At 72.3% G+C, this 22,667-nt stretch carries 18 protein-coding genes and 1 pseudogene; 9 read left to right on the top strand and 10 right to left on the bottom strand.

The features are described 5' to 3' along the window. Window positions 1-445: 445 nt before the first annotated feature. The 7 genes and pseudogenes from IEY30_RS20355 to IEY30_RS20385 all read right to left on the bottom strand — a co-directional run bounded on the left by IEY30_RS20355 (window position 446) and on the right by IEY30_RS20385 (window position 8,676). The gene (locus IEY30_RS20355) at window positions 446-1,735 is read right to left on the bottom strand and encodes a thymidine phosphorylase (protein WP_030203228.1); all 1,290 of its coding nucleotides are present in this window, start codon (window positions 1,733-1,735) and stop codon (window positions 446-448) included. 58 nt (window positions 1,736-1,793) lie between these two features. Next, window positions 1,794-2,192 (bottom strand): annotated as a pseudogene (locus IEY30_RS20360) (cytidine deaminase); the annotation flags it as partial. 126 nt (window positions 2,193-2,318) lie between these two features. Beyond that, entirely contained in the window at window positions 2,319-3,896 is a 1,578-nt protein-coding gene (locus tag IEY30_RS20365; RefSeq protein WP_156035487.1) for an ABC transporter ATP-binding protein, read from the bottom strand. Further along, window positions 3,893-4,882, bottom strand: coding sequence for an ABC transporter permease (locus IEY30_RS20370; RefSeq protein WP_030203231.1), 990 nt, complete (start codon window positions 4,880-4,882; stop codon window positions 3,893-3,895). Before IEY30_RS20370 ends, IEY30_RS20365 begins: the two co-directional genes overlap by 4 nt. Before the next feature lies 1 nt (window position 4,883). Beyond that, window positions 4,884-5,987, bottom strand: coding sequence for an ABC transporter permease (locus tag IEY30_RS20375; protein WP_052359030.1), 1,104 nt, complete (start codon window positions 5,985-5,987; stop codon window positions 4,884-4,886). A gap of 247 nt (window positions 5,988-6,234) precedes the next feature. After that, complete coding sequence (locus IEY30_RS20380; protein WP_030203236.1) at window positions 6,235-7,305, bottom strand: BMP family ABC transporter substrate-binding protein; 1,071 nt, start codon at window positions 7,303-7,305, stop codon at window positions 6,235-6,237. Between the two features lie 111 nt (window positions 7,306-7,416). Further along, on the bottom strand, window positions 7,417-8,676 hold the full coding sequence (locus IEY30_RS20385) for an amidohydrolase (protein WP_030203239.1): 1,260 nt from the start codon (window positions 8,674-8,676) through the stop codon (window positions 7,417-7,419). Between the two features lie 67 nt (window positions 8,677-8,743). On the opposite strand from IEY30_RS20385, the gene IEY30_RS20390 reads away from it, so the two are divergent. The 4 genes from IEY30_RS20390 (at window position 8,744) to IEY30_RS20405 (ending at window position 12,378) form a co-directional block, all read left to right on the top strand. Then, window positions 8,744-9,430, top strand: coding sequence for a (2Fe-2S)-binding protein (locus tag IEY30_RS20390; protein WP_030203242.1), 687 nt, complete (start codon window positions 8,744-8,746; stop codon window positions 9,428-9,430). A 34-nt stretch (window positions 9,431-9,464) separates the two neighbouring features. Next, window positions 9,465-10,412, top strand: a complete 948-nt coding sequence (locus IEY30_RS20395) for a pseudouridine-5'-phosphate glycosidase (protein ID WP_030203250.1) — start codon at window positions 9,465-9,467, stop codon at window positions 10,410-10,412. Continuing rightward, a complete protein-coding gene (locus IEY30_RS20400) occupies window positions 10,409-11,287 on the top strand; it encodes a carbohydrate kinase family protein (protein ID WP_030203252.1) in 879 nt (292 codons plus the stop codon). Before IEY30_RS20395 ends, IEY30_RS20400 begins: the two co-directional genes overlap by 4 nt. Window positions 11,288-11,454: 167 nt before the next feature. Further along, window positions 11,455-12,378: a DUF559 domain-containing protein gene (locus IEY30_RS20405; protein WP_052359032.1), complete on the top strand. Its 924-nt coding sequence runs from the start codon at window positions 11,455-11,457 to the stop codon at window positions 12,376-12,378. 83 nt (window positions 12,379-12,461) lie between these two features. Here IEY30_RS20405 and IEY30_RS20410 read toward each other — a convergent pair whose 3' ends face one another. Both IEY30_RS20410 and IEY30_RS20415 read right to left on the bottom strand, forming a co-directional pair. Next, window positions 12,462-14,054, bottom strand: a complete 1,593-nt coding sequence (locus IEY30_RS20410) for an acyl-CoA mutase large subunit family protein (protein WP_030203257.1) — start codon at window positions 14,052-14,054, stop codon at window positions 12,462-12,464. A gap of 229 nt (window positions 14,055-14,283) precedes the next feature. Continuing rightward, on the bottom strand, window positions 14,284-14,799 hold the full coding sequence (locus IEY30_RS20415; protein ID WP_081920681.1) for a GbsR/MarR family transcriptional regulator: 516 nt from the start codon (window positions 14,797-14,799) through the stop codon (window positions 14,284-14,286). Between the two features lie 84 nt (window positions 14,800-14,883). Between IEY30_RS20415 and IEY30_RS20420 the strand changes: the two genes are divergently transcribed. The 4 genes from IEY30_RS20420 (at window position 14,884) to IEY30_RS20435 (ending at window position 20,287) form a co-directional block, all read left to right on the top strand. After that, entirely contained in the window at window positions 14,884-15,789 is a 906-nt protein-coding gene (locus IEY30_RS20420; RefSeq protein WP_030203263.1) for an ABC transporter ATP-binding protein, read from the top strand. Further along, window positions 15,786-17,438 carry an ABC transporter permease gene (locus tag IEY30_RS20425; protein WP_081920669.1) on the top strand — a complete coding sequence of 551 codons (1,653 nt, stop codon included), beginning with the start codon at window positions 15,786-15,788 and terminating at the stop codon, window positions 17,436-17,438. The genes IEY30_RS20420 and IEY30_RS20425 overlap by 4 nt, the downstream gene beginning before the upstream one ends. Window positions 17,439-17,582: 144 nt before the next feature. After that, window positions 17,583-18,671 (top strand): mannose-1-phosphate guanylyltransferase, encoded by a 1,089-nt coding sequence (locus tag IEY30_RS20430; protein ID WP_030203267.1) that lies wholly within the window; start codon window positions 17,583-17,585, stop codon window positions 18,669-18,671. A gap of 14 nt (window positions 18,672-18,685) precedes the next feature. Beyond that, a complete protein-coding gene (locus tag IEY30_RS20435) occupies window positions 18,686-20,287 on the top strand; it encodes a hypothetical protein (protein WP_030203268.1) in 1,602 nt (533 codons plus the stop codon). Between the two features lie 76 nt (window positions 20,288-20,363). On the opposite strand, the gene IEY30_RS20440 is transcribed toward IEY30_RS20435, so the two are convergent. After that, window positions 20,364-21,332 carry an SDR family NAD(P)-dependent oxidoreductase gene (locus tag IEY30_RS20440; protein WP_030203270.1) on the bottom strand — a complete coding sequence of 323 codons (969 nt, stop codon included), beginning with the start codon at window positions 21,330-21,332 and terminating at the stop codon, window positions 20,364-20,366. A 125-nt stretch (window positions 21,333-21,457) separates the two neighbouring features. On the opposite strand from IEY30_RS20440, the gene IEY30_RS20445 reads away from it, so the two are divergent. Further along, the gene (locus IEY30_RS20445) at window positions 21,458-22,636 is read left to right on the top strand and encodes a glycosyltransferase family 4 protein (RefSeq protein ID WP_030203271.1); all 1,179 of its coding nucleotides are present in this window, start codon (window positions 21,458-21,460) and stop codon (window positions 22,634-22,636) included. Window positions 22,637-22,667 lie beyond the last annotated feature (31 nt).

Below are 22,667 nucleotides of genomic sequence, written 5' to 3' on the forward strand. Positions count from 1 at the left end.
CGGGACGAGGTAATTGGCATCGATTTTTGACACGCTGTTGAGTTCTCAAGAATCGGACACACACCATCAACCACCTCAACGAGGAGGCCTCCGGGGCAACCCTTCAAACTTACCCGCCGCACCGATCCGAGTCAAACCCGCTCCCGATCCGTAGACCGGCCGCGAGGACCCGCAGTGAGGCAGTCCTGCACCCGAGACCGTCCTGGTGCAACCAGCGAGTCTCGGTCCAAGCTCGTCAGCCCCGGGACCGGCCAACTTCGCTCGCGATGACTCGCTCCGCGGTGGCGTCCGTTCCTCCCTGTCGGGCTGACGAAGAGAACATTAACCCGGCCCTGCCGCGGAGCACAAATCCGATTCCCTACCCGATCCGCCTGCCCCACGAACGGTCATCGGCCCACTCGATCGCGACGGCCGAACGCCACCAGCCCATGAGGCGGGCGCCGCGTCAGGAGACGCGCTCGATGACGATCGGCGGCAGGTCGGGGCGGGAGCTCTCGGGAGCGATGGTGAACCCGCCCTCAAGCGCCTCGAGCGCCCGGGTGAAGCGCTCCGGCTCGTCGGTGTGCAGCGTCATGAGGGGCTCTCCCCCACGGAGCGTCGCCCCCGGCTTGTGGTGAAGCTCCACCCCCGCGCCGGCCTGCACTGGATCCTCCTTGCGGGCGCGCCCCGCACCGAGGCGCCAGGCGGCCACGCCGACGGCGAGGGCGTCGAGCTGCACGAGCACGCCATCGGCGGGCGCGAGCACCTGGTGGGTCTCCTTGGCCGTCGGCAGCTCGGCGTCGGGGTCCCCGCCCTGCGCCTTGATCATCCGGCGCCACACGTCCATGGCCCGCCCGTCCGCGAGGACGTCCGCGGGGTCGATGTCGGAGCGTCCCGCGCCGGCCACCATCTCGCGCGCCAGCGCGAGGGTCAGCTCGACGACGTCGGCCGGTCCCCCACCGGCGAGCACCTCGACGGACTCGCGCACCTCGAGGGCGTTGCCGGCGGTCAGGCCGAGCGGGGTCTCCATGTTGGTCAGGAGCGCGACCGTGTGCACGCCGGCGTCCTTGCCCAGCCGCACCATGGTCTCGGCGAGCTCGCGCGCCTGGCCGAGCTCCTTCATGAACGCGCCCGAGCCGACCTTGACGTCGAGGACGAGCGACCCGGTCCCCTCGGCGATCTTCTTGCTCATGATCGAGGTGGCGATGAGGGGCACGCACGACACGGTCCCCGTGACGTCGCGCAACGCATACAGCTTCTTGTCGGCTGGGGCGAGGCCGGAGCCGGCGGCGCAGATGACCGCGCCGACGTCCTCGAGCTGGTGCATCATCTGCTCGTTGGTCAGGTCGGCACGCCACCCCGGGATCGACTCGAGCTTGTCGAGCGTGCCCCCCGTGTGGCCGAGCCCGCGACCCGACAGCTGCGGGACGGCGACGCCGCAGGCGGCGACGATCGGCGCCAGGGGCAGGGTGATCTTGTCGCCCACTCCCCCGGTCGAGTGCTTGTCGCTCGTGGGGCGCGAGAGCCCGGAGAAGTCCAGACGCTCACCGGAGCGGATCATCGCGTCGGCCCAGCGCGCGATCTCGCGCGGGTTCATCCCGTTGAGGTAGATGGCCATCGCGAGGGCGGACATCTGCTCCTCGGCGACGGCGCCGCGGGTGTAGGCGTCGATGACCCAGTCGATCTGGGCGTCGGACAGCTCGGCCCGGTCGCGCTTGGCGGAAATGACGTCTACGGCATCGAAGGCTTCGCTCACGGCAACATCCTCACTCGGCGACGCGGGTCTGTCGGGGGTACACGGGGGCGCAGGCCGTTCACGGCCGTGAGCCCCCGTGCGTCAGGTTGTCGGGCCCGAACGCCTGGGGCAGCACGACCGACATCGGCAGCACGCCCTCCGGCGTCATGAGCAGGCAGTCCGGACCGCCGTTCTCCCACAGCAGCTGCCGGCAGCGCCCGCACGGCATGAGGGCCTGCCCGTCACCACCGACGCAGAAGACGGCGGTGAGCCGGCCCCCGCCGGTGGCGTGCAGCTCGGAGACCATGCCGCACTCGGCGCACAGCGTCACGCCGTAGGCGGCGTTCTCGACGTTGCAGCCGGCGACGACGCGGCCGTCGTCGGTGAGCCCGGCCACGCCGACCCGGAACTCGGAGTACGGCGCGTAGGCCCGCTCCATGAGCTCGACGGCGCGCAGCCGCAGCGACTCCCAGTCGACCGCGTCGCGCTCGACCGCGCCGTCACCAGCAGGGTCACCACCGAGCGACCCGGCCGTATGCCGTCCAGCGGGCTGGACGGCATACGGCTGCGTCTCGTGGCCGGTGGCCTCGTCGGCGGAGGACACCTAGTGGTCCCCCGCCATGAGGCGACCGATCTCGGTGCGGTCGGCATCCTTGCCCGGCATCTCGGCGACGACCTTGCCGCCGTGGATGACGGCGATGCGGTCGGCGAGCGAGAGGACCTCGTCGAGCTCGGCCGACACGAGCAGCACGGCCGCCCCCGCGTCACGGGCCGCGACGATGCGCCGGTGGATGAACTCGATCGAGCCGACGTCGACACCGCGCGTGGGCTGGGCGGCCATGAGCAGCTTGGGCCTGAAGCTCATCTCGCGCGCGACGACGACCTTCTGCTTGTTGCCACCGGACAGCGAGCCGGCCATGGCCTGGACCCCCGCCGCACGGATGTCGAACTCGGTGAAGAGCGCCTCTGCGTTCTTGCGGACCTCGTCGAAGTCCCGGACGAACCCGTTGGCGAACGGCTTCTCGGAGAACCGGTTGAGCACGAGGTTGTCGGCGAGGGAGTAGGACGCCACGAGGCCGTGACGCTCACGGTCCTCGGGGATGTGCCCCACGCCCGCGACGTGCGTGTCGTGCGGGTTGGCCTTGGTGATGTCCTTGCCGAGCAGGTCGATGCGGCCCGACTGCGGAGGACGCATGCCGGCGATCGCCTCGACGAGCTCGCGCTGGCCGTTGCCCTCGACACCGGCGACACCGACGATCTCGCCCGCGCGGACGTCGAGGGAGAACCCGTCGACGGCCCGGAGCTGGCGGTCGTCGAGCACCACGAGGTCGCGGATCGACAGGACGTCGTCGCCCGGAGTCGCCTCCTCCTTGTCGACACGGAGCACGACGTCACGACCGACCATCATCGTGGCGAGCCCGCGGGCATCGGTGTCGGCCGTTGCGACCTCGCCGACGACCCCGCCCTGGCGCAACACGTAGACGCGGTCCGCGACGGCGAGGACCTCACGCAGCTTGTGCGTGATGAAGACGATCGAGGTCCCGCCGGCGGCGAGCTCCTTCATCACGGTCAGCAGCTCGTCGGTCTCCTGCGGCGTCAGCACCGCCGTGGGCTCGTCGAGGATGAGCAGGTCGACCCGGCGCGAGAGCGCCTTGAGGATCTCGACGCGCTGCTGGGTGCCGACCGGGAGGTCCTCGACCTCGACGTCGGGATCGACCTTGAGGCCGTGCTTGTCGGACAGCTCGCGGACGAGCTGGCGGGCGCCCTCGATGTCGAGGACGCCCCGGCTCGTCGTCTCGTGCCCGAGGATCATGTTCTCGGCCACCGTCATGACGGGGACCAGCTGGAAGTGCTGGTGCACCATGCCGATGCCGCGACGGATCGCGTCCTTCGGGTCCTTGATCGGGCTCGCGTCGCCCTTGATGGTGATCGTGCCGTGGTCGGGCTTGATGAGGCCGAAGATCTGCTTGACGAGCGTCGACTTGCCGGCGCCGTTCTCGCCGAGGAGGGCGACGATCTCGCCACGTCCCACGTGCAGGTTGATGTCGCGGTTGGCCCGGACGGTGCCGAAGGACTTGGACAGGCCCTCGATGTCGAGCAGGCGCTCGGCCGGTGCCGCGGAGCGGTCGGTGGCCTCCACCGGTCGGTCCCGGGTGGTGTCCTGGGTTGCTTCCTGGCTCACGAGCCCTCTCCCTTCACGAACGGCTGGCCGACGGCTGCGGGCGCGCGGACCCGGCCGGCGGCGACCGCCAGCACGATGAGCGTCAGGAGGTACGGCAGCAGGGTGATGAACTGCTGCGGGATGCTGATGACGCCCTGCAGCTGCGACGCGAGCGCGTTGGTGAAGCCGAAGAACAGCGCCGCCGCGAAGACGCGGAGCGGTCGCCAGCCGCCGAAGATGAGGATGGCGAGGGCGAGGAAGCCTCGGCCTGCGGTCATCCCGCGCTCGAAGCCACCCGTGGCCTCCATGGACAGGTAGGCCCCGGCCGCACCGGCGAAGATGCCACCGATGGTGACGTTGACCAGCCGCATCCGGATGACGTCGATGCCGGCGGTGTCGGCCGCCGACGGGTACTCGCCGATGGACCGGGTGCGCAGGCCCCAGCGGGTGCGGAACAGCGCGAAGTGCACGACCGGCACCGACACGAGGGCGAACAGGGCGATCGGCCCTGACTGGAAGAACACGTCGCCGATGAGCGGGATCTTCGACAGCAGCGGGACCTCCCACTGCGGCATGTTGGCCGAGAGGACCTTGCCCGGACGGTAGAAGAAGGACGTCAGACCGGTCGCGACGATGTTGATGACGACACCGGCGATGATCTGGTCCATCAGCCCCTTGACCGTCGTCAGGGCGAGGAACGCGCCCATGGCGATGCCGGCGAGCATGCCGACGAGGACGCCGACGATGAGCGAGCCGGTGGCGGCCGCCGAGAAGAACGCCGCGAAGGCCGCGACGAGCATCTGGCCCTCGATACCGATGTTGACGACACCGGACCGCTCACCGACGACACCGGTGAGGGCGCCGAGCACGAGCGGGACGGCGAAGAACCACGCGCCGCTGAACATCGAGGTCGCGACGTTGGAGTTGACGGCGTAGAACACGTAGGCCGCGACGAGGATGACGAGACCCGCGCCGACGGTGATCTGGTTGCGCTTGAGCCACTCCATGTCAGGACCCCCAGCTGCTCGCGAGCGCGGACGACTTGGCGGTGTGCCGGCGGAAGATCAGCTTGGCGATGATCGGCAGCGACACGAGCAGCAGCGTGATCGCCAGCAGCATGTCGACGATCTCGGGCTGGATGCCGGTGTTGAACATCAGCGTCGACGAGCCGGCCCGGAGCGCACCGACGAGCAGCGCGGCCGGGATGGTGCCGAGGGGGGTGGACCGGGCGAGCAACGCGATGGTGATGCCGTCGAAGCCCAGCGAGCCGGCGATGCCGTCCTGGTAGCGGTAGGGGTCGATCTCGAGGTACTCGATCGAGCCCGAGAGGCCCGCGAGCCCACCGGCGACGGCCATGGCCAGCACGATCATCCCGCCGAGCTTGATGCCGGCGTAGGACGCGGCGTGGCGGTTGCGGCCGATGGTCTCGAACTGGAAGCCCAGCGTGGTCCGGCGCAGCATCCACGCGACGAGGATCGCCAGCACCAGCGCGATCGGCAGGCCGATCGGGACGAAGCCGAGCGGCTGGAACTGCGCCGCCTCGGGGGCCGGGTAGGACGAGGGGTAGGACTGGGTCGGGTCCTTGAGCGGCCCGTTGACGAGGTAGTCGATGAGGCCCGCGGCGATCGAGTTGAGCATGATCGTCGAGATGACCTCGTGGACGCCGCGGGTCGCCTTGAGCGCTCCGGCGATCGAGGCCCACATGGCGCCGCCGAGGATGCCGGCGACCATCGCGATGATCGCGATGAGGAAACCCGGCGCCTCACGCACCGCGTGCGCGGCGGCCGCGGCGCAGATGGCGCCCGACATCAGCTGCCCCTGGGCGCCGATGTTGAACAGGCCGACGCGGAGTGGAATGACGACCGCGAGGCCGCAGAGGATGAGCGGCACCATCTTCTCGAAGGTGCCCCGCAGACCGTCCGCCGTGCCGAAGGAGTAGGAGAAGAGGCTCTGGTAGGCGTACATCGGGTTGACGCCCTGGGCCCGGATCAGGACCGCACCGATGGCGAGCGCCGCGATGACGGCCACGATGGGCACGATGATGGACTGCTCACGGACGAGCAGCCCCAGGACCCCCGTCGGTGGCGGCGGTGCGCCTCGCTCGGCCACCACGGGCGGCGGTGCTGTCTCCGTGGCTACGGCGCCCGTCGCGGGGCGGCCGTCCGACGGCTCATCTCTGGGATCGGCCATCTCGGACCTCTCGACTCCTTGTCTGGACCAAACTCATGCGGCGATGCACGCTCGGCGCCGGTGACCCGAGGCAGAACGGCGTCGAGCGGGTGCCCCGGTGGAGCACCCGCTCGACGACTTCATGAAGGGACTCTAGTGCGGATGGGATCCGCCCCAGAACGAAACTCGATCAGGGCTTGTAGCCCGTGGCGAGCGAGCCGTCCTCGAGCTTCTTGACGACGTCGGCGACCTTGGTCTTGACGTCGGCCGGGACCTTGCTGTCGAAGTCGTGGAACGGCGAGATGCCGGCGGTGCCGAAGAAGTTGCCCGGCTTGACGGTGTTGCCCTTGATCTGCTTGAGCAGCTCGCCGATGCCGTCCTTCTCGTGCTTCTCGGCCGAGGTGATGAGGCAGGGGTGCGCGGCCGGCAGGGTGTCCCACTGGTCGAGGTCGACGCCGATGCAGAAGACCTTGTCGCCCGCACCGCTCGTCTTGGCGGTCTCCTGGAGCGCGCCGTTGCCCGTGCCACCACCGGCACCGAAGATGAAGTCCGCGCCCTGCGCGAGCATCTTCTTGGCCTCACCGGCACCCCACACGGGGTCGTTGAAGGCGGTGTTGCCGGCGGGGTGGTAGACCTTGGAGACGGAGACGGCCGGGTTGGCGGCCTTGGCGCCGTTCTCGTAGCCCGCGGCGTAGGCCTGGGTCGGGGGGATCTCCTGGCCGAGGACGACGCCGATCTTGTTGGACTTCGTCATGGAGCCGGCGAGGAAGCCGGCGGCGTAGCCCGCCTGGTCCTCGTGGAAGATCAGACCGGTGACGTTCGGGACGACCGGGTCGGCCTGGAACTGGTCGAAGCCGATGAACTTCGTGTTGGGGTACTGCTTGCCCGCCGCGCGCGTGGCGTCGGCCATGAGGAAGCCGACCGTGACGATGACGTCGTACTTCGCGTCGGTGAACTGCTTGATGTTCTTCGCGTAGTCCTTGGGGTCGGTCGTCTCGACGTACTTCGTCTGCGCCCCGAGCTCACCCTTGACCTGCTCGACACCCTCCCAGGCAGCCTGGTTGAAGCCCTTGTCGTCGACCTTGCCCACGTCGGTGACGAGGCCGACGCAGAACACCTCGGCGCTCGAGCAGTCGCCCGAGGCAGCCGTGTTGGTGCCACCACCAGAGCCGGTGGCGGGACCCGACGTCCCACCGCAGCCCGCGAGTGCGGCGACCAGACCGGTCGCGACGACGGCACTCAACTTCACATGTGAACGCAAGGCGCTCTCCTTCAGTCCGTCGGGCCGACGACGACATCGGCCCAGATAGCACGGAACTGTAGACCCCGGCACGACAAGATCTGAGCGGCTCGGGTCAAGTCGCAGGAAGTGTTACCGATCCGCGACCGCACCCAGTGGCGTCACTCCTGTGAGGGTCGCAGTGCCCGCCAGCTGGGCGGCTGCGGAGAAGACGACACCCGCCAGTGTGCGCGCCCCGACGGTGATCGCGGCCTCGTCGATGACGAGGTCCCCGCGGTGCAGGTCGTAGGTCGTGCCACCGGCGGCGCGGGTGCCGAGGCGGGCCATGGCGCCGGGGACGTGGGTGAGGTACCACGCGAAGTCCTCGCCGCCGAGCGACTGCGGGGTCGGGGCGACGAACGAGCCGGTGCCGGTCACCGCGGCCGTGAGCGCGTCGATGCAGCCGGCGTCGTTGACGACCGGGGGCACGCCCTTGGTGATGGCGACCTCGGCCTGGACGGCATACGGCTTGACGACCTCGTGGACGACGGCCTCGAGGAGGCGCTCGACGCCCTCCCAGATGCCGGCGTCGAGCATGCGCAGCGTGCCGCCGACCTTGCCGGACGACGGGATGACGTTGTGGGCGCCGCCCGAGTGGATCGAGCCCCACACGAGCGCCGCGCCCGCGCGCGGGTCGAGACGGCGCGACAGCACGGCCGGCACGTCCGTGACGACCTTGGCGAGGGCATACGTCAGGTCCTGGGTCAGGTGCGGACGCGAGGTGTGCCCGCCCCGCCCGGAGAGCGTGACCTCGATCTGGTCGGCCGCGGCGGTGATGGCGCCGACGCGCAGTCCCACCTGCCCCGCGTCGAGGCTGGGGTCGCAGTGCAGCGCGAAGATGCGGTCGACCCCGACGAGGCCGTCCTGGGCCACGACGTCCTCCGCCCCTCCGGGCATGAGCTCCTCGGCGGGCTGGAAGACGAGGCGGGCACCGACGCCGGACGCGACGAGCCGCTCCTCGACGGACTTGAGCGCGAGCGCCGCGCCGATGAGCGCCGTCGTGTGCACGTCGTGACCGCACGAGTGGCTGACGCCGTCCGTCTGCGAGGCGAAGTCGAGGCCGGTCTGCTCGCGGATCGGGAGCGCGTCGATGTCGGCGCGCAGCGCGATGCGGTGGGCGGGCTCGGTCGCGCCGAGGTCGGCGACGAGGCCGGTGCCGCGCAGCCGCCGGACGGCGATGCCGGCCCGCTCGAGCCGCTCTGCGACGAGTGCGGTCGTGCGCACCTCACCACGTCCGAGCTCGGGATGGGTGTGCAGGTCGCGGCGGATCGAGACCAGCTCCGCGGCATGCTGCTCGACGGTACGAGCAAGGGCCTCGAAGGGCAGTGGGGCGGAGCGGTCGGTCACGAGCACCGGAGTCTAGCGAGAGGATGGTCGCCGACCCCGGGCGCGGGGTCCCGACGAGGCAGGGAGGTCACGCGTGGAGCAGGAGTCAGCGTCGGTGCCGGCGCTCGGTCCCGACGCCGTCCGTTCCCTCGTGGGCGTCGTCGACCGGGCGCTGCCCTTCACCACGCTGACCTGCGAGGAGTCCCCCGCGACGGTGTGGTGGAGCGACGTGCTGGCCCACGTGCGCGCCGGCGCCGACCCGCTCGAGCCGTGGCGCTCGGGGCTGGGCGGGCAGATGGGGCGGCGTCACGGCGTGTCGGTGCCGACGCACGTGCCCGCCGCCTTCGTGCTGCAGTGGGCGTGCGAGGTCGCCGCCACACCGATCGCGTATGCCGCGTGCCTCGGTCCCTGGCTCCTCGTGCCGTCGGGCGCGGGGCTGGGCTTCGAGCTCGCGCCGGGTCTCAACCCGGCGCGCATCGTCCTCGAGCCGGAGAGCGCCTCGCTGGAGGTGGACGAGGACCCAGGGCGGCGTCTCGAACGCGGCCACGCGGCATACCTCGACCTCGTCTCGGAGGTCGTGACGGCATACGCCCCCGACGTGCGGATGGGGTCACGGCAGCGGTGGGGGGTCGTCGAGGACATGTGGACCACGGCGCTGCGGCTGGCCCGCGGCGCCGCCGGCGAGAGCGTCGGGCCCGAGCCGACGCGGGTGTCGTGCTGCTTCATCTACGCGCTGCCCGGGATGCGGGAGTGCGCGGCCTGCCCGCGCGGTGGCCGCTGACGCCGGGAGTTCGGCCGGAACTAGGGTTGCCGCCATGCGTGCGCACCTGCCCGGGTCAGACCTGCTCGTCGTCCACGAGGAGGTGCAGGAGGCCCTCGACGCCGGCGTCGGTGTCGTGGCCCTCGAGAGCACGATCCTCGCCCACGGCCTCCCCCACCCCGACAACATCGAGATCGGGGCGCAGATCGAGGACGCCGTCCGGACCGGCGGGTCGGTCCCGGCCACGATCGCGGTGCTCGACGGCGTCGTGCACGTCGGCCTCGGCGCCCGGGAGGTCGAGCGGGTCTGCACCGACCCCGACATCGCCAAGCTGTCGGTCCGTGACGTGGGCGTCGCTGCGGCACTGGGACTTTCGGGAGCGACGACCGTGGCGTCGACCTCCGCGCTGGCCCACTTGGCGGGGATCCGGGTCTTCGCGACCGGCGGGCTGGGCGGCGTGCACCGCGGCGCGTCCGAGACGTTCGACGTGTCGGCCGACCTCGGCGTCATCGCCTCGACGCCGGTCCTCGTCGTGTGCGCGGGCGTGAAGTCCATCCTCGACGTGGCGGGGACGCTCGAGACCCTCGAGACGCTGTCGGTGCCGGTGCTCGGCTACCGCACCGACGCGTTCCCCGGCTTCTACCTGTCCGACTCGGGGCAGCCGGTGCCGTGGCGGGTCGAGTCCGCGGCGGAGGCGGCGCGCGTCGTCGTCGCCCGGGCGCGTCTCGGGACCGACTCGGCCGGCGCCGTGCTCGCCAACCCGCTGCCCGTCGACCGGCAGGTCGAGCGCGGTCTGCACGACCGGCTCGTCGAGGAGGGGCTCGCGCTGCTGGAGCGCGAGGGTGTGCACGGCAAGGACGTCACCCCGAGGCTGCTCGAGTACTTCCACCACCACTCCGGGGGCGAGTCGCTGCGCGCCAACGTCGAGCTCGTCCTGTCCAACGCGGCGCTCGCCGGGGAGGTCGCCGCCGAGGTGGCGACGCAGACGGCAGCACGCGCATGACGACGCGGCCGGTGGTCGTCGTCGGCGACGTGGGGCTCGACGTCATCACCCGCCCCTCCGGCGACATCCGGTGGCACTCCGACACCCCGTCGGCCGTGGCCCTCGTCCCCGGTGGCGCGGGCGGCAACTCCGCGTCGTGGCTGGCCGGGCTCGGCGCCGAGGTGACGCTCGTCGCGCGGGTGGGCGACGACGCAGCCGGGGCCGCGTGCCGTGGTGAGCTCGAGGCGGCCGGCGTCACCTGCGCCTTCGCCGTCGACCCCGCCCTGCCGACGTGCATGGTCGTCATCCTGCTCGACGCCCACGGCGACCGGACGATGTTCCCCGACCGCGGCGCCAACAAGGCCTTCTCCGTGGCCGACGTCGACCTCGCCTCGCTCGGTCTGCCCGCGGAGCCGCGGCCCCACCTGCACCTGTCGGGCTATGTGCTCTTCGACGCCGGGTCGCGTGCGGCCGGTCTCGAGTCCCTGCGCCAGGCCCGGTCGCTGGGGTGGAGCACGTCGGTCGACCCGCAGTCGCCGGCCCTCATCGAGCGCGAGGGGGTCTCGTCGTTCCTGGGTTGGGTGGACGGCGTGGACCTGCTGCTGCCCAACGAGAACGAGGTCGCCGCGCTCGGCGGCCTGGCCGCGATCCTCGGGCACGCGCGCGAGGTCGTCGCCACCTACGGCGCGGCCGGCGCCCGGTGGGTCGGCGCCGACGTCGACGAGGCGGCCGAGGCGCCCTTCGTGGACAACGTCGACGCAACGGGGTGCGGCGATGCCTTCAACGCCGGCCTGCTGTCGGCATGGCTCGGTGGTGCGGACAGGACCGGAGCCCTTCGCGCCGGGGTCGCGGCCGGCAGCGCCGCGGCAGCGCGCGTGGGCGCCCGACCCAGCTGAACGGCATACGCCCTCGGTGGCGGCCGCCACCGTTCTCCGTCCGGGCCGATCGGCCGGATCGAGCCGCCGAACGTGGCTCAGACACACGATGTCGGGACTCGCTCCGGTCGGAAGACCCCTGTGGAGAACGCAGACGGCTTCCGGACCGTCGCTGGCAGCATCGCCCCATGCACGCGGTCAAGGCTCTCGTCCGTCTCGGAGGCACGGCCACCCGACGGCAGCTGCGGCTCGCCGTGGTGCACTGGCGTCATATCGACGCCGCGCTCGACGCGGGGCTCATAGAGCGCACGTCGCACGGCCACTACTGCCTCGCCGGCACGGACGCCGCCCAGGCTGCTGCCCACCGGCTCAGTGGCGCGGCCTCGCACACCACCGCCGCCCTGCACTGGGGCTGGAAGGTGCGGCTCGCCTCCCCAGATCCACACGTGACGATCCGGGCCAAGCGCAGTCTGCCGAGCGGCGCGTCGGACGGCGTCGTCCTCCACTGGCGCGACCTCGACGCCGATGACGTCTTCGACGGGTGGGTCACGAACCCTGTGCGGGCCGTCATCGACTGCTGCCTCGACCTGCCGTTCGCAGACGCGCTGTCCGTCGCCGACTCCGCGCGTCGAGCAGGCCTGCGGCCGTCGGCGGTGCTGGCCCGGAGCGCGTGGCTGCCCATGCGGCAACGCGACCACGTCGCTCGCGTGCTCGCCGCCTCCGACCCCCGGGCGACCGGGCCGTTCGAGTCTTCGCTCAGGGCCATCGCCCTGGGCGTGCCGGGGCTCGTGGTCGAGCCCCAGACGCGGATCCGCTACGACGGGTTCTTCGCGCGGGTGGACCTCGCGGACGAGGGCCTGCGGATCGTGCTGGAAGCGGACAGCCACGAGTTCCACACAGAGCGCAAGGCGTTTGACCGAGACTGCCGCCGCTACAACGGTCTCGTGGCCCGCGACTGGCTCGTGCTCCGGTTCACGTGGGAGCAGGTCATGTTCGAGCCGGACGTCGTGCGGCGCGCCATCGAGGACGTCGTCGCGCTGCGTCGCTCCCAGGGCCTGCGTCGGCTCCGCACGGGTCAGGTGACAGGCCAGAAGCGACAGAAGACCGAGTGACGCCAGTTCTCGTGGTTGGGTCCTGTTGGTTGACCCGGGTGCGTGGGCGGGCACACGGCATACGCGGGCGTATGCCGTGTGGCTCAGAAGGTCTCGCGGGGCTGGTAGGTGCCCCAGACCTCACGCAGCGCGTGCGCGACCTCGCCGCCGGTGGCGCGCGCGGCGAGCGCCTCCTTCATCGGGTAGAGCACGTTGTCGGTGCCGCGGGCGGCGTCCTGCAAACGGCCGAGCGCAGCCTTGACCGCGTCGTTGTCGCGGTCCGCACGCAGCGCCTCGAGGCGCGCGCGCTGGTCGGCCTCGATCGTCGGGTCGACGCGGAGCGGCTCGTAGCGGTCCTCCTGGTCGAGGACGAAGCGGTTGACGCCGACGACGGTGCGCTCGCCGTTGTCGATCTCGAGCTGCACGCGGTAGGCGGACAGCTCGATCTCACCCTTCTGGAAGCCCTGCTCGATGGCGGCTACAGCGCCACCCTTGTCCTCGACGGCCTGGATGAGCGCGAGCGCCGCGGCCTCGATCTCGTCGGTCATCGACTCGACGACGTACGAACCGGCAAACGGGTCAACGGTCTTCGTCACGTCGGTCTCGTAGGCGATGACCTGCTGCGTGCGCAGTGCGAGGCGCGCGGCCTTCTCGGTCGGCAGCGCGATCGCCTCGTCGAAGGAGTTGGTGTGCAGCGACTGCGTGCCGCCGAGCACGGCGCCGAGGCCCTGGAGCGCGACGCGGACGAGGTTGACCTCGGGCTGCTGGGCCGTCAGCTGGACGCCCGCGGTCTGGGTGTGGAAGCGCAGCATCATCGACTTCGGGTTCTGGGCGCCGAACTCCTCCTTCATGATCCGCGCCCAGATGCGACGGGCCGCGCGGAACTTCGCGACCTCCTCGATGAGGGTCGTGCGCGCGACGAAGAAGAACGACAGGCGCGGCGCGAAGTCGTCGACGTGCAGACCTGCGGCCTGCGCGGCGCGGACGTACTCCATCGCGTTGGCGATGGTGAAGGCGATCTCCTGCACGGGCGTCGCCCCGGCCTCGGCCATGTGGTAGCCGGAGATGGAGATGGTGTTCCAGCGCGGCATCTCCTTGTGGCAGTAGGCGAAGATGTCGGCGATGAGGCGCAGGGACTCGCGCGGCGGGTAGATGTAGGTGCCCCGCGCGATGTACTCCTTGAGCACGTCGTTCTGGATGGTGCCGGTCAGCTGGTCGCCGGCGACGCCCTGCTCCTCGGCGACGAGCTGGTAGAGCAGGAGCAGCGTCGAGCCGGGTGCGTTGATCGTCATCGACGTCGAGATCTTGTCGAGCGGCAGCCCGTCGAAGAGCGTCCGCATGTCGTCGAGGCTGTCGATGGCGACGCCGACCTTGCCGACCTCGCCGTGCGCGATCGACTCGTCGGAGTCGTAGCCCATCTGCGTCGGCAGGTCGAAGGCGACGGACAGGCCGCCCGTGCCGGCCTTGACGAGCTGGTGGTAGCGCTGGTTGCTCTCCTTCGCGGTGCCGAAGCCGGCGTACTGCCGCATCGTCCAGGGCCGCCCGGTGTACATCGACGGGTAGACGCCCCGCGTGAACGGGTAGCTGCCGGGCGCGCCGAGCTTGGCGTCGGCGTCGAAGCCGGCGAGCGCGGACGCGTCGTAGACGGGCTCGATGGGCAGGTCGGACTCGGAGCGCGCGCCAGTGCTGTCAGCCATGGTGCCGAGCGTATCGGCGTGGGGGTCGGTCGCCGCGACCTGCCGGCCGAACGTTGCCGATCTCACTCGACCGACGGCGTATGCCGCGTGCCTCGATTGGGCCGGACGTGGCCTCTCGACGGGGCGGGGCCCACGAAGTGTGGCCTCTCGACATGGCAGAACCCGCGAAGTCTGGCCTCTCGACGGGTGAGGACCCGCGAACTTTGGCCTCTCGACGGTTGAAAGGGGGTCAGGGGTCGGTGGGCCAGCCGCGGGTGACCTCGGCCTTGACCTCGGCCCACTCCCCCTCGAGCGCCCCAAGCCGGTCGCCGAGGAACTCGAGGAAGGCGACGGACAGCTGGAGCCGGCGGCCGGCGGCGGTTCCGAGTCCCCCGACGGCGGGGACGCCGGCCCGCAGGCTCGTCTCGATCTGGGCGAGCACCCGGTCGCGCGAGAGCATCGCCCCGTGCCAGGCGTCGGCCTGCACGACGTAGACGTCACGGCGCGAGCCGCGCTCGCGCTCCTTGCCGATGAGGTAGGTCTGCGTCAGGTAGCGCACCGCCCCGGAGATGGCGGCAGGGCTCACGTCCAGCGCCTCGGTGAGCTCGGCCGCGGTCATGCGCCCGTCGTCGTCGGCGAGCAGCTGCGCGAAGACGCGCGAGGCCAGGCGCGGCATACCGGCATCGGTGAGGGTGTCGCCGAAGCGCTCGACGTACGCCGAGACCGCGCGGTCGTCGCGCTGGGGCTCCGGTCGTGCTCTCGTCACCACTCCTCCTCGGTCCGCGTGCGCCGACCCTATCCTCACCGTCATAACATTCAGTAAACCGTGAATGTTGTGTACCGTCGATGCATGACTTCCGCGATCCAGGTGCAGGGGCTGCACAAGAGCTTCGGACGCACGGTCGCCCTCGACGGGCTCGACCTCGAGGTGACGACGGGCGAGATCCATGGCTTCCTCGGGCCCAACGGCGCCGGCAAGTCCACGACCCTGCGCATCCTGCTCGGGCTGCTGCGCTCCGACGGTGGGGACGCCACCCTCCTCGGCGGGGACCCGTGGCGCGAGGTCGAGGCGCTGCACCGACGCCTCGCCTACGTGCCCGGTGACGTGGCCCTGTGGCCCAACCTCACGGGCGGCGAGGCCATCGACGTCCTCGCCCGGCTCCGCGGCGGCGTCGACGAGAAGCGGCGGGCGTCGATGATCGAGCGCTTCGACCTCGACCCCACGAAGAAGGGCCGCTCCTACTCCAAGGGCAACCGGCAGAAGGTGGCCCTCGTCGCGGCGCTGTCCTCCGACGTCGAGCTGCTGCTGCTCGACGAGCCGACCTCGGGCCTGGACCCGCTCATGGAGGCGGTCTTCCGCGAGGTCGTGCACGAGTTCCGGGAGGCCGGCGGCACGGTGCTGCTCTCGAGCCACATCCTCTCCGAGGTCGAGCAGGTGTGCGACCGCGTCAGCATCATCCGCGAGGGGCGCAACGTCGAGTCCGGCACCCTGACCCAGCTGCGCCGCCTGTCCCGCACGACGGTCCGGGCGACGCTCGCCCATCCTGTCGGCGCGGCGCAGGTCGAGTCGCTGCCCGGGGTCGCGGACGTCACGGTCTCCGGGGACCACGTGGCGTGCACCGTCGGCAGCGACTACCTCGGCCGGCTGCTCGAGCTGCTCGGCGCTCACGGGATCACGGCCCTGACGAGCGCCCCGCCGACGCTCGAGGAGCTCTTCATGGAGCAGTACCGCAGGGCATCGGCGGTGGCCCCGTGACCACCGTCGCGCCTGCCCCGAGCCCGACCGCGCGTCCCGCGCCACGCGCCGCCGGTGCCGGGCTCACCGGCACGCTGTCGCTCCTGCGCCTCGCCGCGCGCCGCGACCGGGTGCTCGTGCCGGTCAGCGCCTTCGGCCTCGCGGCCTTCGCCGCCCTGTCGGCGCAGGCGACCTTCGCCCTCTTCCCCGACCTGAGGTCGGCCCAGGAGTCGATGGCGCCGACGCTGGCCAACCCGGCGCTCGTCGCGATGTACGGCCCCATCTCGAGCCTCGGCATCGACTCGATCGCGACGTTCAAGTCGGTGCTCCTCGGCGGCGTCTTCCTCGCCCTGCTCGCCTACGTGGTGGTCCGCCGCCACACCCGCACGGAGGAGGAGGCCGGCCGGCTCGAGCTGCTCGGCGCCGGCGTCGTCGGGCGCCGGGCGACGCTGGCGGCCGCGGTGCTGCTCGGCACCGCGGCCGTGCTGCTCACGGTCGTCCTCACCGTCGGCTGGTCGATCGGCGTCGGTCTCGACCCGGCCGGCTCGGTGGCGCTCGGCGTCTGCTGGCTCGTCATCGGTCTCTCCTGGGTCGGCGTGACCGCCGTCGCGGCGCAGCTGACGTCGAGCACCCGCGGGACCGCCGGATGGTCGCTCGGGGCGCTCGCCGTGGCGTTCCTCGTCCGCGCCGTCGGCGACACCGCGGCTGCGGACAGCCCGGCGCGATTCCTGTCCTGGCTCTCGCCGCTCGGGTGGGGCGTCAAGGTCTCTGCCTTCGGCGAGAACCGCTACTGGGTGGCGGCGCTCGGCATCGCGCTCTACGCCGTGCTCGTCGCCGTCGCCTTCTCGCTGCTGGAACGACGCGACCTCGGCGCGGGGGTGCTGCCGAGCCGGGCGGGCCACGACCGCAGCCGGATCGGCACGGCCGGCGCCCTCACCCGACGACTCGCGCGCGGCACCTTCGTCGGCTGGCTCGTGGCCTACGTCGTGCTCGGCGTCGTCCTGGGCTCCATCGCTGGCAGCGTCGAGACCTTCATCGACTCCCCCGAGGTCGCCGACATGCTGAGGGCCCTGGGCGGCGAGGCCGGCTCCGTCACCGACCTCTACTTCTCGACGGAGCTGCACTTCGCCGCCATCGGCGCGTCCGCCCTGTCGATCGCGCTCGTCACGCGGATGTACACCGAGGAGACGACGACGCGCGCGGAGGCCGTCCTCGCCACGCCGGTGAGGCGGGTCGCCTGGGCGCTAGGTCACGTCGCCGTGGCCGTCGTCGCTTCGGCGCTCGTCCTGCTCGTCAGCGCCACGGTCGCCGGCCTGGTGCACGGAGCCGACGCAGGCGACGTCGGCGGGACGGTGACGCGCCTCGCGGGAGCGGCGCTCTCGACCCTGCCGGCCGTGTGGGTCGCGCTCGCCGTCGCCCTGCTGCTCTACGGCGCCCTGCCCCGCTTCACCGGGCTGGCCTGGGCCGCGCTCATCGTCTTCCTGCTGCTCGGCGAGTTCGGTGACCTGCTCGACCTGCCCGGCTGGCTCGTCGACCTCTCACCGTTCACGCACCTGCCGGCCCTGCCCGGGGGCACCCTGACGTGGATGCCGCTCGTCGCCCTGACCGCCTTCGCGGTGGCCGTCGGCGCTGCGGGCCTCGCCGCCCTTCGGCGGCGCGACTTCGGCTGACGGGGCGCCGGCGGCCGCGAGCGGGCCCGCGGGACCGACGCCACACGGCATACGACACGAGACGGACGACCCCAACGGCGCTTCCGCAGCGACTCCGGGCGCTTTGGCCGGGACGAGTCGCCACGCCTCGGTACGGTGTGCCCCATGACAGGCATACCGGGCTTCTGGGCCGTGATCCCCGCCGGAGGCTCCGGCACCCGGCTCTGGCCCATCTCCCGGCGCCACTCCCCCAAGTTCCTCCACGACCTCACCGGCTCCGGGCAGTCGCTGCTGCGGGCCACGTGGGACCGGCTCGAGCCCCTCGTCGGTGAGCGGATCCTCGTCGTGACCGGGGTCGCCCACGAGGACGCGGTCCGCCGCCAGCTGCCGATGCTCGGCTACGACGCCGTCCTCGGCGAGCCCTCGCCCCGCGACTCCATGCCCGCCATCGGCCTCGCCGCCGCCATCCTCGAGCGCCGTGACCCAGAGGCCGTCCTCGGCTCCTTCGCCGCCGACCACGTCATCACCGAGCCGGACAACTTCCGGCGGGCCGTCACCGAGGCCGTGGCCCTCGCCCGTCGTGGCGAGCTGGTGACGATCGGCATCGACCCGACCGAGCCGGCCACCGGCTTCGGCTACATCAGGCTCGGCGAGCCGCTCGACGTCGAGGACGCACCGAGCGCCCACCGCGTCGACGATTTCGTCGAGAAGCCCGACCTCGAGACGGCGACCCGCTACGTCGACAGCGGCGAATACCGTTGGAACGCAGGGATGTTCGTCGTCGGCGCGACGACCCTGCTCGAGCTGCTCGCGGAGAACCACGCCGACATGGTCGACAGCCTGCGCACCATCGCCGGCGACCCACGCCGGATGACCGACCTCTGGCCCTCGCTGCAGAAGATCGCCATCGACCACGCCGTCGCCGAGCCCGCTGCCGCCGCGGGTCGCGTCGCGGTCGTCCCTGCCGCCCTCGGGTGGGACGACGTCGGCGACTTCGCCTCTCTCACAAGGCTCGTCGCCGCGTCGAGCTCGATCCCCGGCATCACCGCGATCGGCCCTGCGGACGACATCATCAGCATCGACTCGACCGCCACCGTGGCGACCGGCGGCCGTCTCGTCGCCCTCATCGGGGTCGAGGACCTCGTCGTCATCGACACGCAGGACGCGCTGCTCATCACCCGACCGGACCGCGCGCAGGAGGTCAAGCAGGTCGTCGAGACCCTGACCGCCCAGGGCCGCACCGAGCTGACCTGAGACCGGGAGCGCTCATGACGGACCGCGTGGACCTGGCCGACCCTGCTGCGGTGCCGCCGCGCCGGCCGTGGTCGCCGACGACCCCGGCCGGCGCTCCCCGCGCTCCGGCCCCTTCCGCCAGCCCCGGTGCGGCTGTCGCCGTCGTGCTGGCGGTGGCCGCAGCCTGGGCCATGGCTCTGCCGCGACTCGTACCGAGCACGTTCGGCGACCACGGGACGTACGCGTCGGTCGCCGAGCGCCTGCTCGCCGGTGACCGCCTCTACGTCGACGTCTGGGACAACAAGGACCCGCTCTTCTACTACGCCCTCGCCGTCGGCCGGCTCGCCTCACCCCTCGCCGACGTCGCGCTCGAGGTCCTGTGGGTCCTGGGAGCGGGCCTCGCCGTGACCGTCCTCGCGCGCGCCGCCGGCGCGGCTCCGAAGATCGCGGTCGTCGCCGGTCTCGGTGCCATGCCGTTGCTCCTCACCGGACCCCCCTACGAGAGCGGGATGACCCACCTGCCCGGACTCGCCCTGCTGCTCGGGGCCGTCGCGTGCGCCGTGCGTTCGCGCTGGGTCCTCGCCGGGGCTCTCGTCGGGCTGCTCCTGCTCACCAAGCTGATCCTGGCGCCGGTGGTCGCCGGGCCCCTTCTCGTGGTCGCGCTCCACCGGCGTTCCTCCGGCGGCCTCACGGGCCTGGCGCGGGCGGTCCTCGGAGCGGTGGTCGTCCTCGCCGCAGGGGTCGGTGCGATGTGGTGGCGCGGTGAGCTGACCGGCTGGGTCGACAACTTCCGCCTCAACGCCGACTACGCGGACGGAGAGCTCGCCGCGTCGCAGTACGGCTCGGTCGTCGGACACCTGCTCCGGGTCTTCCCCGAGGACGCTCGCGGTGCCGGCGTCGTGACGATCGCAAGCATCGTGCTCGTCCTCGTGCTGGTGCCGCGCGCCTGGACAGGTCGCCGCGCGCAACCCGCGGATCCCGAGCCGACAACCAGCCGAGAGCACCCCGCGCGCACCATCACGCCGGCCGTGCTGTGGGACCTCGTCATCGCCACCCTGGCGCTCGGGCTCGTCGTCATCGCCGTGACCGGGACGTGGCCGCACCACGCCCAGACGCTCTCGGCCCCGGGCGGCCTGGCGCTCGCCCTCGTCGCGACGCGGGCCGTGCCCCTCTTCAGCGTGCGCCGGGCGGCGTTGCTGCTCCTCGTCGGTGGCTATCTCATGGCCGGCGCGCTCCACCCCTACTTCGTGCTCACCGCTGCCCGCGACGTCCCGTCGAGCCTGCGCCTGCTCGGGAGCGACTCCCCCGACAGCGCCGTCCTCGGCTCACTCCCCGGCGTGAAGACGTACGCCCGGGCGGGCTCGAACGACGCGAGCGCCCACGCCGTGGGGATGGGCGACCTCGAGCTCGTGTGCCCGCGGTTCCACCAGTACCCGTTCGACTCCGCCGCGGCGCTGGACGCGACGGCTGCGTGCCTGCCCCGGGCGCAGGCGGTCATCGTCGACGACACCCCGCGTCCCGAGGACGGGCAGCCGGCGTGGAACTCGTTCGTCGCGCGGGTCCGCGCCCTCGTGGCCACCGGCTACGACTGCGTCCGGACGTCCGTCTCGCAGGTGTGCGTCCGCCGCGCCTCCTGACCGGGCGCGTCCAGCGCTCGACGTGCTGGCCGCGCCCCTGCCCCCCCCGACCGAGGGCGTGTGCCGTCCGCCGGGCTCAGGCGCTCGGCGCCGGCTCCCCGGTCACCTCACGCACGTAGTCCCAGAACTGGGCCACCTGCTGGGGCGTCTCGACCCCGACGGGCGCGTAGTGCGTGGACCGCCGGCGCCGGTCGTGCCAGAAGCCGCCGGTCCCGATGGGGTCGGCCGTGGCTGCGAGCCACACCGCGGTGTCGGCGCCCGAGTCGGCGTCGCGCAGCAGCGGCCCGGTGACCGCGGCGAAGCGCGGCAGCGAGTCGGTGACGCCGGGGGTGTCGGCCCAGCCGGGGTGCATCGAGTGGACCCGGATGCCGTCGGCGGCGAGGTCGCGGGCCCACAGCTCGGTGAGGACGAGCTGCATGCGCTTCGTCCGTGCGTAGGCCGTCACGCCGGAGTAGTCGCCCGAGGCGTACTCCGGGTCGTCGACGTCGAGGCGCTGGCCGTAGGCACCTCCGGACGTCACGAGGACGACGCGCCCGCCGTGGAGCGCCTCGCGCAGGCCGTAGGTCAGCACGTGCGGACCGAGGACGTGCGTGGCGAGGGTCAGCTCGTGCCCCTCAGGCGTCACGGTGCGCGAGGGCGGCATGACGCCGGCGTTGTGCACGACGGCGTGCAGGCGTGGCACCTGCGCAGCGAACTGCCGGGCGAAGTCCGCCGTGGCCGCCAGGTCACTGACGTCGGCGACGTGGACCGTCACCTCGGCGAGGGGCTGCTCGTCGACGAGCCGCGCGCGGGCGTCGTCGAGGCGGCCGGGGTCGCGGCCGGTGATGTGGACGGCTGCGCCGAGGCGCACGAGGCCTCGGGCCGTGGCGAGGCCGAGCCCGCCGCTCGCGCCGGTGACGAGGACGTGACGCCCGACCAGGGCGCCGGGCACCGGGTCGTGCGGCCACCACGCGCGACGCACCGCCGGGCCGATCTTCGTGTAGCCCAGGACCAACGACTTGTCCATGACCCAGTCGAGGGCAGCGGCAGCTTCGTGGAGCACCATGTGCCCACCCTAGGCGGGCTCAGGTGGCCGGCCCAGGTGCGGGGCACGAGGACGTCACCGACGCGGCACCCCACACACCCCGGGACGTCGCCCGCCCCGGCGTCCGTCCCGGGACCGTGGGTGCCGTGCGCGTCGCCATCGTCACCGAGTCCTTCCTCCCGGCCGTCAACGGCGTGACCACGAGCGTCTGCCGCACCGTCGAGGAGCTGCACCGGCGCGGCGACGAGGTGGTCGTCATCGCGCCGCGCACGAGGGCGGACGGACCGGCGAGCTTCGACGGCGCCCGCGTGCACCGCGTGACGTCGGTGCCGGTGCGCCAGTTCGACGTCGGCCTGCCGACCCCGGAGCTCGAGCGGGTGCTCGGCGACTTCGCCCCCGACGTCGTGCACGTCGCGAGCCCCTTCGTCCTCGGCGCGCGAGGTCTCAGCGCGGCCCGCCGGCTCGACCTGCCGACCGTCGCGGTGTTCCAGACCGACATGGCCGCGTACGTCAGGCAGCACACGCCCGGACCGGCCGGTGCGGCCGCTGCGGCGGCGACGTGGCGCTGGCTGCGACGGCTGCACTCGTGGGCCGACCTGACGCTCGCGCCGTCGTCGAGCGCGCTGGCGGACCTCCGGGACCAGGGCGTGCCGGGCATCGCGTCGTGGGGTCGCGGCGTCGACGCGAGCCTCTTCAACCCCTCGTGGCGGCTCGACGCGCTGACCCGCGCACTGCGCCACGAGCTGGCTCCCGGAGGCGAGCTGCTCCTCGGGTTCGTCGGCCGGCTCGCGCCCGAGAAGGAGGTCGAACGCCTCGCCGAGCTCGCCGACCTCCCCGGCACGCGGATCGTCGTCGTGGGCGACGGACCGTCGCGCGCGCCGGTCGGCGCCGCCCTCGCCGAGGCGGTGGCGAGCTCGGCCACCCGGCCCAACCGGCCGCCGGCCTTCCTCGGGCCCCGGCACGGCGACGACCTCGCCCGGGCCTACGCCTGCCTCGACGTCTTCGTGCACACCGGCACCGCCGAGACGTTCGGCCAGACCCTCCAGGAGGCCGGCGCCACAGGGCTGCCCGTCGTCGCCCCGCGCCGGGGTGGGCCGGTCGACCTCGTCACCGACGGTGACAACGGCTACCTCTTCGACCCCGACCGCGCCGGCGACCTACGAGCGCAGGTATGCCGGGTGCTCGCCTCCCCGGGGCACCGCGCCGCCCTCGGTCGGCGCGGTCGACTGCGCGTCCGCGAGCGCTCGTGGTCGCGGGTCGTCGAGGACCTCGTCGCGCACTACGGCCGTGTCATCCGCGACCGGGGCGCCGACCGCGCCGCCTGAGTCGGCGCTGCACGCCGGTCACGCCGGGCAC

This window comes from Terrabacter tumescens (assembly GCF_014646815.1).
Lineage (GTDB): Bacteria > Actinomycetota > Actinomycetes > Actinomycetales > Dermatophilaceae > Terrabacter > Terrabacter tumescens.

Excerpts from the sequence above, each read along its gene's own strand:
- IEY30_RS20405 (WP_052359032.1), top strand. The coding sequence starts at position 11,455 with ATGCACGCGGTCAAGGCTCTCGTCCGTCTCGGAGGCACGGCCACCCGA.
- IEY30_RS20440 (WP_030203270.1), bottom strand. The coding sequence starts at position 21,332 with ATGGTGCTCCACGAAGCTGCCGCTGCCCTCGACTGGGTCATGGACAAG.
- IEY30_RS20400 (WP_030203252.1), top strand. The coding sequence starts at position 10,409 with ATGACGACGCGGCCGGTGGTCGTCGTCGGCGACGTGGGGCTCGACGTC.
- IEY30_RS20420 (WP_030203263.1), top strand. The coding sequence starts at position 14,884 with ATGACTTCCGCGATCCAGGTGCAGGGGCTGCACAAGAGCTTCGGACGC.
- IEY30_RS20395 (WP_030203250.1), top strand. The coding sequence starts at position 9,465 with ATGCGTGCGCACCTGCCCGGGTCAGACCTGCTCGTCGTCCACGAGGAG.
- IEY30_RS20410 (WP_030203257.1), bottom strand. The coding sequence starts at position 14,054 with ATGGCTGACAGCACTGGCGCGCGCTCCGAGTCCGACCTGCCCATCGAG.
- IEY30_RS20370 (WP_030203231.1), bottom strand. The coding sequence starts at position 4,882 with ATGGAGTGGCTCAAGCGCAACCAGATCACCGTCGGCGCGGGTCTCGTC.
- IEY30_RS20430 (WP_030203267.1), top strand. The coding sequence starts at position 17,583 with ATGACAGGCATACCGGGCTTCTGGGCCGTGATCCCCGCCGGAGGCTCC.
- IEY30_RS20435 (WP_030203268.1), top strand. The coding sequence starts at position 18,686 with ATGACGGACCGCGTGGACCTGGCCGACCCTGCTGCGGTGCCGCCGCGC.